Below are 16727 nucleotides of genomic sequence, written 5' to 3'. Positions count from 1 at the left end.
GACCCGGTTTAGTGTCCAAGCTCACCGGCTGCACTCTTTGTGACCGCGGACGCCAAAGGCTGTGGATAACTTCTGCAGGGCGGACGGAACTCGGCTAGACATGGACCATGGACGATGTACAGGCACCCGACGTACCCGGCTACGACGTCGGCAGGCTGCTGGGCCGCGGCGGCAGCGCGGACGTGTGGCTGGCCAGGGAACAACGGACGGGACAGGAATACGCCCTGAAGTGCTTCCGGGCGGCCGGGAGGGGGACGCGCAGCAGCCCGGGCATCACCGAGGAGGAGGTGCGACGGGAGATCCGCATCCTGTCAGTCCTGGACCACCAGCACCTGATCCGGGCCCACGACGCGGTGCAGGGGAGGGAGCCGGGCAATGGTACGGCTCTGACCATGGATTATGCTGCCGGCGGTTCCCTGGCCCAGTTGGTGTCCGCCCGCGGCAGGCTCAGCGTGGGGGAGACGGTCACAGTATTGACGCCGATCGCCCAGGCCTTGGCGTACCTGCACGGCAAAGGCTTCACGCATTCTGACGTCTCGCCCGGAAACGTGCTGTTCACCGGGCAGGGAAAACCGATGCTGTCGGACCTGGGGATCGCCCGGATGCTGGGCGATCCCGGCCGTACCGGGGCCACAGGAACCGACGGATTCGTGGATCCGTCCCCGGTGGACGCCGTCCGCGCCGGCCTCCAGCCGGAACGCGACGTGTACTCGGTGGCAGCCCTGGGCTGGTATTGCCTGACGGGTGATGCGCCGGGACGGACCGCCGACCGGCCTCCGCTGTCCCTGCTGGTCCCCGGCGTTCCCAAAGACCTGGTGGCCGCCCTGGAAGCAGGACTGAACGACGAGCGCAGGCTGCGACCTGACGCGCTGGGGCTGGCCACGGCCGTCTACCGCAGTGCCGAACCGCAACCCGTGGACCTCTCCGGCGCTGTCCACCCCAGCGTCCTGCCGGAGCTGCTGACCCGCCGCCACGTTCCCCCGGCGTCTCGGGGCAGCGGACTCCGGGACAAAATCCAGGGGCTTCGCCGCCGGGCGGTGGCCTCCCGGTGGTCCGCGCGGCCGGGAGCGGCAACAACTACAACCGCGACGGCCAGGGGAAAGCACGCGGAGGGACCGGCCGGTGGCCAAGTGCTGCGGCTTCTGAGGCGGTCCGTGCTGCCGCTCGTTGCCGCGGCTGCAGCCGTGCTGTGGTGGCTGTCAGCGTCCGCCGGGCACGGCATGTGGCCCGGGAACCCTGCGCACGCTCCGGTCCCGCAAGCTGCCTCCCCGGCCGCAACAGGCGGCGGGGACCGGGCGGCCGGGCCCCTGGACGCGGCGCGGGAGCAGGCAGGGGCAGCGGATCCAGTAATAGCCGCACAAGGGCTGGCAGCGGTTCGCGACTACGCCTTCAGCAGCGGGGGAATGGAACTGTTGGCGGACGTAAACGCCCCCGGGTCGGCTGCCGCCGCAGCTGACCAGAGGATCTCCGGCCAGGTTGCCGCCGGCCGGCGGCTCGCCGGATTCAGCACCACGCTGTCAGGGTTGGCTGTCGAGGACGGGGCAACCGGCGAGCACGCGGTGGTGCGGGCCGTCTCCACTACCTCCGCTTACCAGGTGGTGGACCCGGACGACACCGTCCTGGCCACCGGGCCCGCGAGCCCGCCGCAGCCGCTGCGGCTGGTCCTGGAGTCCGTGGAGGGCCGGTGGCGGGTCAGCGACATCCTGCCCGGCCGGTGAACAGCCACCAGTGAATAGCTCGGGAGCCCCTGGCTTACAGCATTGCCGGTTGGCTCACTGCCTAGTCCTGCGGGGCCGCACCGGACTTTTCCGCCACCCAGCGGGCTGCATCTGCCAGATGCCCGTACTGCCACTGGAACCCGGCAGCTGCCAGGACGGCCGGTTCCATCCGCTGGCTGTGCAGCAGGAGTTCCTCACCCAGGCCGGGCATCACGGTCCGCAGCACGGGGGCGGGGACCCGCAGCAACGCGGGCCGGTGCAGGGCCTTGGCCAGGGCCGCCACGATGGTATTCACATCTGCCTGTTCAGGGGCGGCCACGTTGACCGGCCCGGACACCGGGGAGGCCAGCAGGAACAGGAACGCGGCCGATACATCGGGAAGCGTCACCCAGGGCCAGAACTGCCTGCCGTTGCCAAATGGGCCGCCCACCCCCAGGCGCAGCAGCGGGAGCAGCTTGCCCAGCGCCCCGCCGGACTGGCTGAACACCACGCCGGTCCGCGGCGTCACCACCCGCACGCCCGCCGGGGCCATCAGCGCGGCCTGCTCCCACTCAATGCAGATTTGCGAGAGTGTCCCCTCGCCGGCCGCCGCGTCTTCCCGCAGGACGGTATTGCCCGCGTCACCGTAGTAGCCCGAACCGGACTGGCTGATGAAGGCTGCCGGTGGAGTGTCGGCCCGTGCCATAGCCTGCACCAGGGTCCTGGTGGGTCCCAGCCGGGAACTGAACAGTTCCTCCACGCGGTGCCGTGTCCACGGCCGGTCACCGATGCCGGCGCCGGAAAGATTGACCACAGCGTCCGCGCCGGACAGCACCCCGGGATCCAGGACCCCGGCCGCCGGATCCCAGCGGACTTCGCTGGCACTGGCAGGGGGCCTGCGGACCAGTGTCAACACCGAGTGGCCGGCACTGCGGAAGGCCGCGGACGTGGAGGTACCGATGAGCCCGGAGGCGCCGGCCATGACGATATGCATGGTCCATCTCACCACGGCAGCACGGGTTGTGTATCTCCCGCGGGGCGGGGGAGGGGATGGCTATGATCGAACGATGACCTCTTCCAGCTACTTCCGTTTCCCGCATCTGCACGGTGATCTGGTCACTTTCGTGGCCGAGGACGACGTGTGGATCGCGCCCCTGGACGGCGGACGCGCCTGGCGTGTCTCCTCGCTCCAGCTCCCTGCCCGCAACCCGCGTTTTACCCCTGACGGCAAGCGCCTGGTGTGGACCGTAGTCCAGGGAACGGCGCCGGAGGTAGTGTCCGCACAGGTGGACGGCGGCGGGTACCGGCAGCTCACCTATTTCGGCCATAGCACCACCAAGGTCAAGGGATTCACCACTGGCGGATCCGTGGTGGTCACCAGCGCGTTCCGCCAGGCCGAAAGCCGGCACACCCACGCCTACAGCGTCCCGCTTGACGGCGGCTGGGCCCAGGAGCTCCCCTATGGACCCGTGGAGGCCGTTGCCTTCGGCCCCGAAGTTGGCGATGAACGGCCCGTGGTCCTGGCCAGTGTGCTCTCCCGCGAACCTGCATGGTGGAAGCGGTACCGGGGTGGAACCGCCGGGAAGCTGTGGATCGACCGCGACGGCAACGGCGAATTCGAACGCCTCCTGCCGGACCTTGACGGCAACCTCACCGACCCCCTCTGGGTGGACGGCCGCATCGCCTTCCTGTCCGACCATGAGGGCTACGGCAACCTGTACTCGGTCCTCCCCAGCGGAAAGGACCTGCGCAGGCACACCGACCACCAGGACTTCTATGTCCGGCACGCAGCCACCGACGGCAAGCGGGTCATCTTTGAATCGGCCGGCGAACTCTGGGTCCTCCACGACCTTGGCTCGGATGCGGTAAAGCTGGACATCAGCCTCGGGTCCGCCAGCCAGACGAGGCGCCCCGCACTGCTCGACGCCGTCAAGCACCTCGGTGCGGTGGCGCCTGATGTGGCGGGCGCCGCCAGCGCCGTCGAATCCCACGGCACCATCCACTGGCTGCGGCACAAAGACGGCCCGTCGCGCATCATCGAGGCCACCCCGGGCGTCCGCGGCCGGTTGCCCAGGCCGCTGGGAGACGGACGCATTGCCTACATCGCCGACCACGGCGGCGTGGAAGCGCTGCATATCAAGGACATCGCCGCACCCGTTCCGCACACCGCCGGAAAGCCGGGCAGCCAGGCCCCTGATGCCCCGGCCGGGGCATCACCGGTCGGGGAGGACACTGAGGCGGTCAGCCTGCCCCAGCCTGTCCCGGCGTCCGGAGCCAAAGTGCCGGCGGCAACAACGGCCCACGTGTCCACCGATGACGAGCAGCAGGCGGACGTGGCGCCCCAGGCCGACGCCCCCGGCACCGAATCCCAGGTTCCCGCGGCGGACGCGGGTGTCACCGTGCCCACGCCGTCCCGCGCCAGTTCGCTGGAGCCGAGCCCCGACGGCCGCTGGGTTGCCCTCGGGACCTCCTTTGGTGATGTCTTCGTGGTGGACACCCGCACCGGAGACCTCACCCAGGTAGCCAGCATCGGGGAGGGCAGCATCGCCGAGCTTGGGTGGTCGGCGGATTCCCGCTGGCTGGTCTGGTCCGAGCCCGTCACCTCCTTCGGCTCGCGCAGCCGGCTGCGCCTGGCTACCGTGGACCGGCTCGACGCGGAACCAGTGGAGGTTACCGACGGCCGCTTCCGCGACGCCTCCCCGGCCTTCACCCCGGACGGGAAATTCCTTGCCTTCCTGTCAAACCGCAGCTTCGACCCCGTGTACGACGGGCACTCGTTCGACCTGTCCTTCCCCAGCCCCATCAAGCCGTACCTGGTGGCGCTTGCGGCCGGGACGCCGTCGCCCTTTGGCCCTTCGGTTGATCCCGCGGGCGGGGAGCCGGACGCCGGAACGGAGGCAGAAGCCGCTGACGGTGCCGGGGACGGCGCAGTGCCCGCCGTCACTGTCGATCCCGAGGGCCTTGCCCACCGCGTGATCGGCGTTCCCGTGCCGCAGGGCAACTACAGCGCGTTGAAGGCCGTTGACGGCGCGCTCCTCTGGCTCGACTCCGTCCTGGCGGGCGTGACCGGCGACGGGAAGGCCAGCCAGGAGGACAAGGACGCCCGTCCCAGCCTGGTCCGGTATGACATCGCCCGGCGCAAGCAGGCCACCCTGGTGGATGCCGTGGACAGCTACCGGCTCTCGGGAGACCGCAGCAAAGTGGTGGTCGTCGCCGACAAGCAGGTGACCGTTGCTCCGTCCGACGCGAAGGCGGACGAGGAATCCGGCAAGCTGGTCAAGGTGGACCTGGGCCGGATCCGCGTCCTGCTGGACCCGCTGAGCGTCTGGGGACAGGCATTCGACGAGGCCTGGCGCCTGCAGCGCGACTTCTTCTGGGCCGAGGACATGGCCGGGCAGGATTGGGACTCCATCCACGCCCGGTACCGTCCCCTGGTGGAACGGCTCGGCTCCCATGATGACCTCGTGGACCTCCTGTGGGAACTGCACGGCGAACTGGGAACTTCCCACGCCTATGTGCGCCCCGCGGCCGTCACCGAACGCGGCAGCCGCGGACAGGGCAGGCTCGGCGCCGACCTCGTGCACACCGCCCGCGGCTGGGAGATCACCCGCATCCTGGCGGGCGAGTCCTCTGACCCGCTCGCGACGTCGCCCCTGACCAGGCCGGGGGTCGGCGCCAAGGCGGGGGACGTCCTGCTGGCCGTCGACGGCGTCCCGTTGTCCGAAAACACCACCCCTGCCATGCAGCTGGTGGGGGCCGCCGGCCGCGCCGTGGAGCTCACCCTCCTCAACGGCCCCGGACACGGCGGCGCTGAGGGCACCCAGCGGAGGGTCGCCGTCGTGCCGGTCAAGGATGAGGAACGCCTGCGGTACCAGGAATGGGTGGCGGGCAACCGGCGGACGGTCCGTGAGGCGTCGAACGGAACCTTCGGCTACCTGCACATTCCGGACATGATGGCCAACGGCTGGGCCCAGCTGCACCGGGACCTGGACACGGAAACTGCGTTCGATGGACTGATCGTCGACGTGCGCCGCAACCGTGGGGGACACACCTCGCAGCTTGTCGCTGAACTCATCGGCCGCAAGGTGACGGGATGGAGCATGCCGCGCGGGGAGAAGCCACGCACCTACCCGCACCACGCGCCGAGGGGGCCCGTGATCATCCTTGCGGACGAATTTGCCGGGTCCGACGGCGACATCATCACCCAGGTGTCGAAATTGCGCGGCATCGGCCCGGTGATCGGAACGCGCACCTGGGGCGGTGTTGTTGGAATCGACAACCGCTTCACGCTGGCGGACGGCACTGGCGTCACCCAGCCCCGCTACGCCAACTGGTTCAGCGGCGGCGTGGGCTGGAGCGTGGAAAACTACGGCGTTGATCCGGACATCGAGGTGACCTACCCGCCGCACGCCTACGCTGCCGGACGGGATCCCCAGCTGGAGTATGGCATCGGTGCGCTGAAGGAAATGATCCAGGAACTGCCCACTGACCGGCCTCCGGCCCGCTCGGGCTACCGGAAACTGTTGCCTGCTCCGCTGCCGGCCCGCCGGCACGACGGCTGACCTCACCGGCAACAACAAAGGCCCTGCCCTTCCGGAATCCCGGAAGGGCAGGGCCTTTGGCGTTGTGCGGGGCCGTGCGGCCTAGGCCTGCAGCGTGGCGTCGAGGGTGATTTCGATGCCGGCCAGGGCCTGGGACACCGGGCAGCCCTTCTTGGCGGCCTCGGCAATGCGCTGGAAGTCTTCTTCCGAGATGCCGGGGATGCGGGCGTTGAGGGTCAGGTGGCTGCCGGTGATGCCGGTTCCGGGCTGGAAACCAACCTCCGACTTGGTGTTGACCTCTTCCGGCGTGAAGCCCGCCTGGCTGAGTTCGTGGCTGAACGCCATGGAGAAGCAGGCCGAGTGGGCGGCTGCGATCAGCTCTTCCGGGCTGGTCTTTCCGCCGGCAGCCTCCGTGCGCGCCTTCCAGGTGACATCGAAGGTGCCCAGGCCGGAGCTGTCCAGGGTGGTGTTGCCCGAGCCCTCGGTCAGGCTTCCGGTCCATACGGTGTGGGCGTTGCGTGTTGTAGCCATGTCTCTCCTCAACGTCGATTCGGTCCGGGTCCGGCGGCATGGCCGGCCCACCGTTTCCCATCCTAGGGATCCAGCCCCTGCCGTGCACGGATTGTCCGCTCTCAGAGGATTATGACCGGCTCCCGGCTTGGGTTTACTGCCAGATGGTGGCGATGGCGATGTTGACCAGGGCCAGGCCGCCTACACCGTGCGCGAGGCCGGTGGAGACCGGTTCACCCTTCTTGACCTTGCGGGTGCCGATAATGGCCAGGACGGCAACCACGATGGCGATGACGAACTTGATGCCCAGCTTGGCGTAGTTGGGGTCCTTGTCCGGCAGGAACGGAAGGATGCCCATCATGGCGATGCCGGTAAGAAGCTGCAGGAAGGCACCGTCACGTTGGCGCGGGTGCACGGTAGGGGTCCGCATCGTGGCGATCCAATAGCCCACGATCATGGCCGCGCCCACTACGTGCAGGAAAACCAGGATGTTAAAGAGGATAGTCATGGCTCCAGCTTAGCCAGTCACTTCTACCGCCTGTAGCAAAGCCACGCTGGCCAGCCGTGCCCGGAGCCCGTTAAACAACGACGGCGGCGCGCGCCGCCGGTGGTTATCCCACCGTTGGCACCCGCCGCCGTCGTTCGTGGCTGGCTGTTACAGCCCCAGGTCCGCTTCGAAGGCGCCTTCTTCGAGGCGTGCCTTCAGGGTCTGGAGGAACCGGCCCGCGTCCGCGCCGTCCACCAGGCGGTGGTCGTACGTCAGGGACAGGTACATCATGGAGCGGATGGCGATCGAGTCGTCACCGTTTTCGTCGGCAATCACAACGGCACGCTTGACGATCGCGCCAGTGCCCAGGATGCCAACCTGCGGCTGGTTGATGATCGGGGTATCGAACAGTGCGCCGACAGAACCGATGTTGGTGATGCTGAACGTGCCGCCGGACAGTTCATCCGGACCGATCTTGCCATCGCGGGTGCGGGAGGCAACGTCGGCAATCTTGCCAGCCAGTCCGGCGAGGTTCAGGTTGCCGGCGTCGGCGATGACCGGAACCAGCAGGCCCTTGTCGGTGTCGACGGCGATCGCCAGGTGCTCGGCGTTGTGGTAGGTGATTTCCTGCTTGTCCTCGTCGTACGCAGCGTTGAGCTTGGGGTGCTGCTTGAGGGCCTCGGCCACTGCCTTGGCGATGAACGGCAGGAAGGTCAGCTTGACGCCGTTCTGGGCCTGGAACGAGTTCTTGGCGCGGGCGCGCAGCTTGGCGACCTTGGTCATGTCCACTTCGTGCACCTGGGTGAGCTGGGTGGAGACCTCGAGGGACTCGCGCATGCGGCGGGCAATGACCTGGCGGATGCGGGGAGCCTTCTGGGTGGTTCCGCGCAGCGACGAGGCTTCCGCACCCGACGCGGCGGGGGCGGAAGCAGCAGGGGCTGCGGCCGGAGCCGCTGCCGGGGCAGCCTTGGCTTCAGCGGCGGCCATGACATCCTGCTTGCGGATGCGGCCGCCAACACCGGTGCCGGACAGTGAGGAGATGTCCACGCCGTGCTGGTTGGCCAGCTTGCGGACCAGGGGAGTGACGTAGCCGGATTCCGAGCCTGCGGCCGGAGCGGCTTCCTGGGCCGCCGGGGCAGCCTGTGGGGCGGGCGCCGGAGCTGCGGCAGGTGCCGGTGCTGCCGCCGGAGCGGGAGCTTCCTGCTTCGGTGCTTCCTGCTTGGGGGCTTCCTGCTTCGGGGCTTCCTGCTGGGGAGCTGCGGGTGCAGCCTGCGGAGCAGCGGCAGCGGGGGCGCCCGAGCCGATTACGGCCAGCACGGAACCGACCTCGGCGGTCTCGTCCTCGTTGACCCGGATTTCCTGCAGCGTGCCGGCAACCGGGGAGGGGATCTCGGTGTCCACCTTGTCAGTGGAGACCTCGAGCAGGGGCTCGTCGACCTCGACGGAGTCGCCCACGGCCTTGAGCCAGCGGGTGACGGTGCCTTCGGTGACGCTCTCACCCAGGGCGGGGAGCGTTACTTCGTGGCTTTCGCCGCCGGCAGCCGGAGCTTCCTGGGCGGGCGCTTCCTGGGCGGGTGCTGCTTCAGCGAGTGCTGCTTCAGCGGGTGCTTCCTGTGCAGGTGCTTCCTGGGCCGGAGCCTCCTGCGCCGGAGCGGCAGCGGGAGCTTCTTCGGCCGGGGCGGATCCGCCGCCGGAGCCGTCGCCGATGCGCACCAGCGGTGCGCCGACCTCGGCGGTCTCGTCTTCAGCGACCAGGATTTCTTCAATCACGCCAGCTACGGGAGAGGGGATTTCAGTGTCTACTTTGTCGGTGGAGACTTCGAGCAGCGGCTCGTCCACCTCTACCCGGTCACCTACCTGCTTGAGCCAGCGGGTGACGGTTCCTTCGGTGACACTCTCACCGAGGGCGGGCAAGTTAACGGATTCAGACATGTCGTCCCCGTTCTCCTTATTGATCTTTAGTGCGAATGATTGCTGCCTTGTTGGAAGCCTAGTGCACCCGGTCTGCGCGACCGGGTGCACCGGGCCTGGTAATGCTGGGGGAACTAGCCGTGCAGCGGCTTGCCGGCCAGCGCCAGGTGGGCTTCGCCGAGGGCTTCGTTCTGGGTGGGGTGGGCGTGCAGCAGCTGCGCAACGTCCTCCGGGTAGGCTTCCCAGTTCACGATCAGCTGGGCTTCGCCCACCTGCTCGCCCATGCGGGCACCGATCATGTGGACGCCCACCACGGGGCCGTCCTTCTGGCGGACCAGCTTGACCAGGCCGGAGGTGCCAAGGATGGAGCTCTTGCCGTTGCCGGCCAGGTTGTATTCCTGGGTCTGCACCTGGTCTTCGCCGAACTTCTCCTTGGCAGCCTTCTCGGTGTAGCCAACGGTGGCGATCTCGGGCTCGGAGTAGGTGACCTTGGGGATGTTGATGTCCTCGACCACTACAGGCTTCAGGCCGGCGATTTCCTCGGCCACGAAGATGCCCTGCTGGTAGCCGCGGTGGGCCAGCTGCACGCCGGGGACGATGTCGCCGACGGCGTAGACGTTTCCGACTCCGGTGTGGAGGCGCTCGTTGGTGATGACGAAGCCGCGGTCGATGGTGATGCCCGCTTCCTCGTATCCGAGGTTGGCGGTGACGGGGCCACGGCCCACGGCCACCAGCAGCAGGTCTGCCTCGAACGTCTTGCCGTCCACCAGGGTGACCTTGACGCCGTCGTCGTTCTGCTCGACGCCCTGGAAGAAGATGCCGGTGGAGAACTTGATGCCGCGCTTCTTGAAGGCACGCTCGAAGTTCTTGACGATGGTGGCGTCCTCGTTGGGAACGAGGGAGGGCAGGCCTTCGACGATGGTGACGTCCACGCCGAACGACTTCCAGACCGAAGCGAATTCGACGCCGATGACGCCACCGCCCAGGATGATGGCGCTCTTGGGGATGAAGTCCATGGTCAGCGCCTGGTCGGAGGTGATGACCTTGCCGCCGATTTCGAGGCCCGGAAGGGTGCGCGAGTAGGAGCCGGTGGCCAGGACGATGTTCTTGCCCTTGTAGGCGGTGCCGTTCACTACGACGGTGTCGGTGCCCTGCAGCTTGCCTTCACCCTCGATGACGGTGATGCCCTTGGACTTGATGAGGCCCTGCAGGCCCTTGTACTTGCCGGCGATGATGCCGTCCTTGTACGCGTTGACGGCGTTGATGTCGATGCCGTCGAGGGTGACGTTCACGCCGTACTTGGCGGAATCACGGGCGTGGTCGGCCAGCTCTGCGGAGTGCAGCAGGGCCTTGGTGGGGATGCAGCCGTTGTGGAGGCAGGTGCCGCCCAGCTTGCCCTTCTCCACGAGGCCGACGGTGAGGCCGAGCTGTACCGCACGCAGCGCTGCAGCGTATCCGCCGCTGCCGCCACCGAGTACCAGGATGTCGAATTCTTGCGCAGTTGCCTGATCGGCCACTAAAACGCTCCCTCGCGTGAACGATGACGCGTTCAGCGCGCATCATCTGGTCTTGGAACTTGCACTGCCGTGATTATGTCAGCAGGGCAACTCTCTTGCATTTGTGACTACCGTGGTTCACCTTAGCGAACCACCTATCCATGCTCCACCTTGGCACTGCGTTTGTGGAGCGCTTGTGTCCAGTGTCACGCGGCTCTGTGGCACAGGAATCACCTGGCCGCAGGGCCGCGTGGCACGGGGGTTGCAGCGGTTTCTCAGGCGGCGGCCAGGATGTCTTCCACGTAGGCCACCAGGGTCCGGACGGTGCATCCGGTGCCCTGCTTGTGTGTGTAGCCGTACGGGCTTCCGTTGTTAAAGGACGGTCCCGCGATGTCGATGTGGGCCCAGGGGATCTGTTCGCCTGCCTTGTCCTTACCCACGAACTCGCGCAGGAACACGGCTGCGGTCATCATCCCGCCGTGCCGTTCGCCGATGTTGGCCAGGTCCGCTACCTGGGAGTCCAGCGTGGGGCGCAGCTCCTCCGGCAGGGGCATGGGCCACACCAGCTCGCCCGCACGGTCCGCCGCCGACTTAAGGGCACCGGTGACACTGTCCGAGCCCATGACGCCGGCGGTGCGGTTGCCCAGTGCGATCAGCTGTGCGCCGGTCAGGGTGGCCACGTCGATGATGGCGTCGGGGAGTTCGCGGCTGGCGGCAACGATGCCGTCGGCCATGACCAGCCGGCCTTCGGCGTCGGTGTTGAGGACCTCCACGGTCTTGCCGCCGTACATGGTCAGGACGTCGGCGGGGCGTGAGGCACCGCCGCCGGGCATGTTCTCGGCAATGCAGAGCCAGGCGGTGGCCTTCACCGGCAGGCCCAGTCCCGCGAGGGCCAGGACGGTGTTGAGGACGACGGCGGCACCGGCCATGTCGCTCTTCATGTCACCCATGTTCAGGGCCGGCTTGAGCGAGATCCCGCCGGTGTCGAACGTGATGCCCTTGCCGACGAGCGCGATCTTGGCGGTCGCCTTGGCGGGGGCGTACTCGACCTTGACCAGGCGGGGCTGGCGCGTGGAGCCCTTGCCCACGCCCATGATGCCGCCGAAGCCTTCCTTTTCCAGCCGCTTCTCATCCCACACGGTGACCTTGACGGGGAGGCCCTTGGCCAGGTCCTTGGCCGCCTCAGCGAATGATTCCGGGTACAGGTGGCTGGGCGGCGTGTTGACCAGGGAGCGGGTGTGGTTCACGGCCTTGGCAACCAGTCCGGCACGCTTGAGGGCGGCTTCGAGTTCTGCGGTGCCGGCAAGTTCGGTGAAGATCATCACGTTGCGGACCGGATCCTTGAGCCCGTCCGTTGAGGACCGGAACTCGGTAAAGGAGTAGGCGCCCAGCGCGGCACCCTCGGCGAGCGCCGCCACGTCCGCCACTGCCGCCGTCGGGAACGCCAGGGTGACCGTGGCCAGGCCGGCCAGCTGCCGCACGGCCGACCCCGCTGCCCTGCGGAGTGCCTCACCTGTGATTGCTCCCGCGGCGGGGACCTTTCCGACGCCGGCCAGGACCAGGATGCCGGCACCGGTCTCGGGCAGGCCCGGCAGGCGGACCAGCTGGTCCGCAGCGCCGCTCACCCCGAGTGCCTTGAGTGAGTCCGCGAGTGCTTCTGCGGACTTTGCCGTCAGCGGGTTCTCCAGCAGGACGGGGCCATCGGTTCCCTGCCCCACCCCGATGACCACTGCGTCGCTGGGGCTCTTCTTCAGGTCCCGCGAGACGGTACTAAGGTTGACTTCAGTATTCTTGACCACAGGGATGAGTCCTCAATTCTCGAAACGTTCGGGCAGGGATGCATGTTGGGCGCGCTGCCATGATGGCCCGGATCCGGCCGTTCCGGACGGTCACCGGGTGGGTTCAGGCCCGGCTGGCAGGCCAGTTCCGATCGTAGCCCTTCACCGGCGCAGCAGGGGAATTTCCTGAGAGGTGCGCCACACCGGCCCGTGGAATGCCGGGTGCCCGTACAGCGTTATGAATGATGTCCACCCGCACCCTGAAAGGAACATGCCGTGCTTGAACGGATTTCCGGCTCCCTGCTGGACCCCGACGCGCTTTATGCCAGCAACATCGAGCTGTTCCACAGCCCCGAACTGCAGGGGTTGAACCTGGTCATGGGTTTCACCGGGTTTGCCGACGCCGGCCACGTGGTGAAGCAGATCAACGCGGAACTGCTGGATTCCCTTGATACCCAGCCGGTCGCGGTCTTCGACGCGGACCAGCTGATTGACTACCGCTCCCGGCGGCCGCACCTGAGCTTCGTCGAGGACCACATTGAGGACTACCAGGAGCCCCGGCTGGCCCTCTACCGCCTGGTGGACGGGCTGGGGAAGCCGTTCCTCCTCCTGGCCGGCTTCGAACCGGACCTGCAGTGGGAACGGTTTGCCCGCGCCGTCGTTAACATCGTGGAGAAGCTGGACGTCAACCTGGTCACCTGGATCCACTCCATTCCGATGCCCGTGCCGCACACCCGCCCCGTGGGCGTGACCGTGCACGGAAACCGGCCCGAGCTGATCGAGGGCATCTCGGTATGGAAGCCCACCGTGGAAGTTCCCGCGGCCGTCGGGCATATCCTGGAGCTGCGCCTCGTCGAGGCCGGACGCAACGTAGCCGGGTACGTCATCCACGTCCCGCACTACCTTGCCGAAGCTGAATACCCTACCGCCGCCGTCGCCGGCCTGGAATACCTCGGCGCCGCCACGTCCCTCATGCTGCCCACCGACCGGCTCCGGGAATCGGGCCGTGAGGTCAGCCGCCAAATCGCCGAGCAGATCGAGGCCTCCGAAGAGGTCCAGCAGGTGGTCTCCCGCCTCGAAACCCGCTATGACGAGAAGGCAGACGGCATGGTGCGGCGGTCGCTGCTGGCCAATGAAAACGACGAGCTTCCCGACGCCGACGACCTTGGTGCCGCGGTGGAGGCCTACCTGGCCAGGGAGAACCCCGGGCAGTAGCGCGGCGTCACAGCATCCGGGGGTGCGCCCGCGGGACGGGCATAATAAAGGAGTGACTGCACCCCGCGCCTGGCTTATCTGGACCATTGGAATTTTCGGGTACCTGGTGGCCGTGGCGCAGCGGACCTCGTTTGGTGTGGTGGGCCTGGAGGCGACCGAGCGGTTCCACGCCACCGCCTCTGCCATCTCGTTCTTCACCGTCCTGCAGCTGCTGGTCTACGCGGGCCTCCAAATTCCCGTGGGCCTGCTGGTGGACAGGTTCGGATCGCGGGCCATGATCGCCGGCGGTGCGGTCCTGATGGGACTGGGACAGCTGCAGCTCGCCTTTGCCGAAAGTATCCCCGGGGGAGTCCTGGGCCGCGTGCTCGTGGGCGCCGGCGACGCCATGACCTTTATCTCCGTGATCCGGCTCATTCCGTTGTGGTTCGCTCCCGCCCGTGTGCCCTTGGTCACCCAGCTGACAGGGATGTCCGGGCAGCTGGGGCAGCTGTTCAGCGTCCTGCCTTTCGCGCTGGTGCTGCACCTGTCCGGATGGACCCCGGCCTTCCTGATGCTGGCCGGAATGTCCGCTCTCGCCGTCGTACTTGTCGTCCTGATGCTGCAGGACGCGCCGCCCGGCAGCGAACGGCCGCACGCCCGGCAGGGGCTCAGGGCCACCGGTGCATCGCTTGCCCGCGCTTGGCGCCAGCCCGGTACCCGGCTGGGAATGTGGAGCCACTTCACCATCCAGTTTTCCGGCACCGTCTTTGCCATGACCTGGGGTTATCCGTTCCTGATCTCCGGGCAGGGACTGGATGCCGGAACCGTTGCCGCCCTGATGGCGCTCTACGTCGCTGCCGCCATGGCCGTCGGCCCCTTCATTGGACGCTTCGTGTCGCGGCACCCGTTGCGCCGTTCCACCATGGTGCTGCTGATAGCGGGGGGAACAGCCGCCGCGTGGGCGGCCGTGCTGCTGCTGCCCGGCCGTGCCCCGCTGTGGCTGCTGGCCGGCCTGGTGGTGGTGCTCGCCATCGGCGGCCCGGGCTCCATGATCGGCTTCGACTTCGCCCGGACCTTTAATCCCGCGCACCGGATCGGCACTGCCACCGGGATCGTCAACGTCGGCGGCTTCATCGCGGCCCTGGTGTCGATCTTCCTGATCGGCCTGGTGCTCGACGTCCTCTACGCTTCCGGGTTCTCCCAGGGGGTGCTGTACGGACTGGACCCCTTCCGGCTGGCGTTGAGCGTCCAGTTCCTGGTCCTGGCCTTCGGCGCCGCCGCCATCATCGCCTCACGGCGGAAGGTGCGCCGGCAGATGGCGGCGCAGGGGATCGTGGTGCCGCCGCTGCGCAGCGCGCTGGCCCGGCAACGCCGTGAAAGCCTGGCGCGCCGCCGCCAGACAACGCCCCGCGACGACTGACTGCTCCTGCACAGGCCGCGTTTGATGCGGTCTTGACCACCCCGGGTCCCCGGGCGGCCGCACTTGTCCACTTACAGCGGGAACTCCCTTACCGGGCGCCGCGTCCGGGCAAAAGCTGGAGCCATGACAGCTTCAGAACGACTCACAGTCCGCGGACCCGAAGATATTCTCGGTTTCATTCCACATTCCCTGGGGTACCGGCCTGCCTCCAGTCTGGTGGCCATCACGCTGCACGGCACCAGGCTCGGCGCCACGCTGCGGCTCGACCTCCCGGGGCCGGACGTCCAGGCAGACCCCGCCGGTTTTGCCGGCGCCGTCCGGAGTTACCTGGCGTCCGACCAGGAAGCTGACGGCTCGTTGCTTGCCGTCTTCACCAGCGACGCGATGATGGCTCCGCCGTCCGCCTACCACCGCCTTGTCCTGGTGGTGCAGTCAGTCCTGGCTAGGGCCGGGATGCCCGTCCGGGATGCCTGGTTCGTGGGGGAGAACTACTGGCGCGACGCACTGTGCACCGATCCTTCGTGCTGCCCGCTTCCGGGGCGCCCGGTGCAGCAGATCCGGGACAGCACGCTGAACACCGAAATGGTATACAGGGGCAGCAGCGTCGGCCCGGCTCCGGCAGTAGGCGGCGGCCCGGCAGCTTCCGTCCCCGCCATCCACCTGGCAGCTGTCAACGAGGCTCAGGCCGGCTGGGAAGAACAGCTTGGCAGGCGCTCCGGGAGCAGGCAGCAGTTCAATGCCGTGCTCGACTTCTGGGAGATGCTGCTCGAGCGGTCCGGGTCCGGGCCGTGGATCCCGGACGTCGAGCGGGACGCCTTCCTCAGGGCCACCCTGCTCTGCCCCACCTGGCGCGATGCCGTGCTGGTGATGGCGGCCGCCGGCAGGAATGCTGCGGCGGCCGGAGCCGACCAGTTTGCTGTCTTCAAGGACCCGGCCGGCGACGGCAACGACGCTTGCGTGGTGCCGCTGCCGCTGTTGCCGCCGGCGTCAGCTGCGCGCCGATCACCGGGGCGGGGCCGGGCAGGGGCCGCCCCCGCGGTGCCCGGGGCGGTCCGTCCACGGGTGCCGCGTCCCGTGCGGGTGACCGGAACGGGCGCCGGATCCGTTCCCGCAGGCTACGGGGAGGTCCTCATGGGCATGGCACCCGAGGTTCCCGATTGGGAGGCCCTGGAAACATTGGACCGGGTTCTTGCCCAGCTGGCTGCTTTGGGCGGCACTGCGGCCGCGGCAGCCCTGACGCTCCGGGGCTGGGTCTCGTGGTGCCGGGGCCGCGGATCGTACTCGGCTGCCTACCTGGGGCAGGCCCTTGAGCTTGAGCCGGGGTACCGGCTGGCGGAACTTCTGCTGGACCTTGTGGGCAGGGGAACCCTTTGCGGCTGGGCTGCGCGGAAAGATGCGGCCTGGCAGAAGTTCCCGGAGGTCCCGGCCGGGGAGTGATCGGAGCCGGGGACCGGCCGGCGCGGAGGTATCCGCCCAGGGAAGGGGTGCGCTGCCGCGCGGCGCGGCGACACTGTAATGGTCACTGTCAGCGGCACCGTGGAGGGGCAGCAGCAACGGATAGCGGCAGGAGAGGCCGGATCCGGGCAAATCATGAGACAATGGATGCCGAGACCCGGTTGGGTCCGTGTATCGAGTGCTTGTAAGCGTCCCCGCAAGGGAACATTACAGCCGCTCCGGGAGTTGTCTTAAGTGA

General features: G+C 68.0%; 11 protein-coding genes. 5 read left to right on the top strand and 6 right to left on the bottom strand.

Annotated elements, in window-relative coordinates:
• Positions 1-107 precede the first annotated feature (107 nt).
• Positions 108-1718 (top strand): protein kinase domain-containing protein, encoded by a 1611-nt coding sequence (locus AC1DIP_RS14450; protein WP_476210566.1) that lies wholly within the window; start codon positions 108-110, stop codon positions 1716-1718.
• Positions 1719-1779: 61 nt separating this feature from the next.
• Here AC1DIP_RS14450 and AC1DIP_RS14445 read toward each other — a convergent pair whose 3' ends face one another.
• Positions 1780-2691, bottom strand: coding sequence for a TIGR01777 family oxidoreductase (locus AC1DIP_RS14445; RefSeq protein WP_477734143.1), 912 nt, complete (start codon positions 2689-2691; stop codon positions 1780-1782).
• A gap of 73 nt (positions 2692-2764) precedes the next feature.
• On the opposite strand from AC1DIP_RS14445, the gene AC1DIP_RS14440 reads away from it, so the two are divergent.
• A complete protein-coding gene (locus AC1DIP_RS14440; protein ID WP_477734142.1) occupies positions 2765-6259 on the top strand; it encodes a S41 family peptidase in 3495 nt (1164 codons plus the stop codon).
• An 81-nt stretch (positions 6260-6340) separates the two neighbouring features.
• Here AC1DIP_RS14440 and AC1DIP_RS14435 read toward each other — a convergent pair whose 3' ends face one another.
• The 5 genes from AC1DIP_RS14435 to AC1DIP_RS14415 form a co-directional block, all read right to left on the bottom strand.
• Positions 6341-6769 (bottom strand): OsmC family protein, encoded by a 429-nt coding sequence (locus AC1DIP_RS14435; protein WP_018761077.1) that lies wholly within the window; start codon positions 6767-6769, stop codon positions 6341-6343.
• 133 nt (positions 6770-6902) lie between these two features.
• Positions 6903-7256 carry a hypothetical protein gene (locus AC1DIP_RS14430; protein ID WP_141160817.1) on the bottom strand — a complete coding sequence of 118 codons (354 nt, stop codon included), beginning with the start codon at positions 7254-7256 and terminating at the stop codon, positions 6903-6905.
• A gap of 147 nt (positions 7257-7403) precedes the next feature.
• Entirely contained in the window at positions 7404-9167 is a 1764-nt protein-coding gene (gene sucB / locus AC1DIP_RS14425; RefSeq protein WP_477734141.1) for a 2-oxoglutarate dehydrogenase, E2 component, dihydrolipoamide succinyltransferase, read from the bottom strand.
• A 113-nt stretch (positions 9168-9280) separates the two neighbouring features.
• Entirely contained in the window at positions 9281-10663 is a 1383-nt protein-coding gene (gene lpdA / locus AC1DIP_RS14420; RefSeq protein ID WP_477734140.1) for a dihydrolipoyl dehydrogenase, read from the bottom strand.
• A gap of 254 nt (positions 10664-10917) precedes the next feature.
• Complete coding sequence (locus tag AC1DIP_RS14415; RefSeq protein ID WP_477734139.1) at positions 10918-12441, bottom strand: leucyl aminopeptidase; 1524 nt, start codon at positions 12439-12441, stop codon at positions 10918-10920.
• 255 nt (positions 12442-12696) lie between these two features.
• Between AC1DIP_RS14415 and AC1DIP_RS14410 the strand changes: the two genes are divergently transcribed.
• The 3 genes from AC1DIP_RS14410 to AC1DIP_RS14400 all read left to right on the top strand — a co-directional run bounded on the left by AC1DIP_RS14410 (position 12697) and on the right by AC1DIP_RS14400 (position 16471).
• Positions 12697-13635 (top strand): proteasome assembly chaperone family protein, encoded by a 939-nt coding sequence (locus tag AC1DIP_RS14410; protein ID WP_477734138.1) that lies wholly within the window; start codon positions 12697-12699, stop codon positions 13633-13635.
• Positions 13636-13687: 52 nt separating this feature from the next.
• The gene (locus tag AC1DIP_RS14405; protein ID WP_476210576.1) at positions 13688-15034 is read left to right on the top strand and encodes an MFS transporter; all 1347 of its coding nucleotides are present in this window, start codon (positions 13688-13690) and stop codon (positions 15032-15034) included.
• 123 nt (positions 15035-15157) lie between these two features.
• Complete coding sequence (locus AC1DIP_RS14400) at positions 15158-16471, top strand: DUF4192 domain-containing protein (protein ID WP_477734137.1); 1314 nt, start codon at positions 15158-15160, stop codon at positions 16469-16471.
• Positions 16472-16727 lie beyond the last annotated feature (256 nt).

The organism is Pseudarthrobacter sp. 05T312 (assembly GCF_056396685.1).
Note: the sequence above shows the minus strand (reverse complement) of the source record. Positions and strands in the feature narration are given on the sequence as shown.

What these genes read in the sequence shown, in the direction of transcription:
- AC1DIP_RS14445 (WP_477734143.1), bottom strand. Translation starts at nt 2,691, where the DNA reads ATGCATATCGTCATGGCCGGCGCCTCCGGGCTCATCGGTACCTCCACG.
- AC1DIP_RS14435 (WP_018761077.1), bottom strand. Translation starts at nt 6,769, where the DNA reads ATGGCTACAACACGCAACGCCCACACCGTATGGACCGGAAGCCTGACC.
- AC1DIP_RS14440 (WP_477734142.1), top strand. Translation starts at nt 2,765, where the DNA reads ATGACCTCTTCCAGCTACTTCCGTTTCCCGCATCTGCACGGTGATCTG.
- AC1DIP_RS14430 (WP_141160817.1), bottom strand. Translation starts at nt 7,256, where the DNA reads ATGACTATCCTCTTTAACATCCTGGTTTTCCTGCACGTAGTGGGCGCG.
- sucB (WP_477734141.1), bottom strand. Translation starts at nt 9,167, where the DNA reads ATGTCTGAATCCGTTAACTTGCCCGCCCTCGGTGAGAGTGTCACCGAA.
- AC1DIP_RS14450 (WP_476210566.1), top strand. Translation starts at nt 108, where the DNA reads ATGGACGATGTACAGGCACCCGACGTACCCGGCTACGACGTCGGCAGG.
- AC1DIP_RS14400 (WP_477734137.1), top strand. Translation starts at nt 15,158, where the DNA reads ATGACAGCTTCAGAACGACTCACAGTCCGCGGACCCGAAGATATTCTC.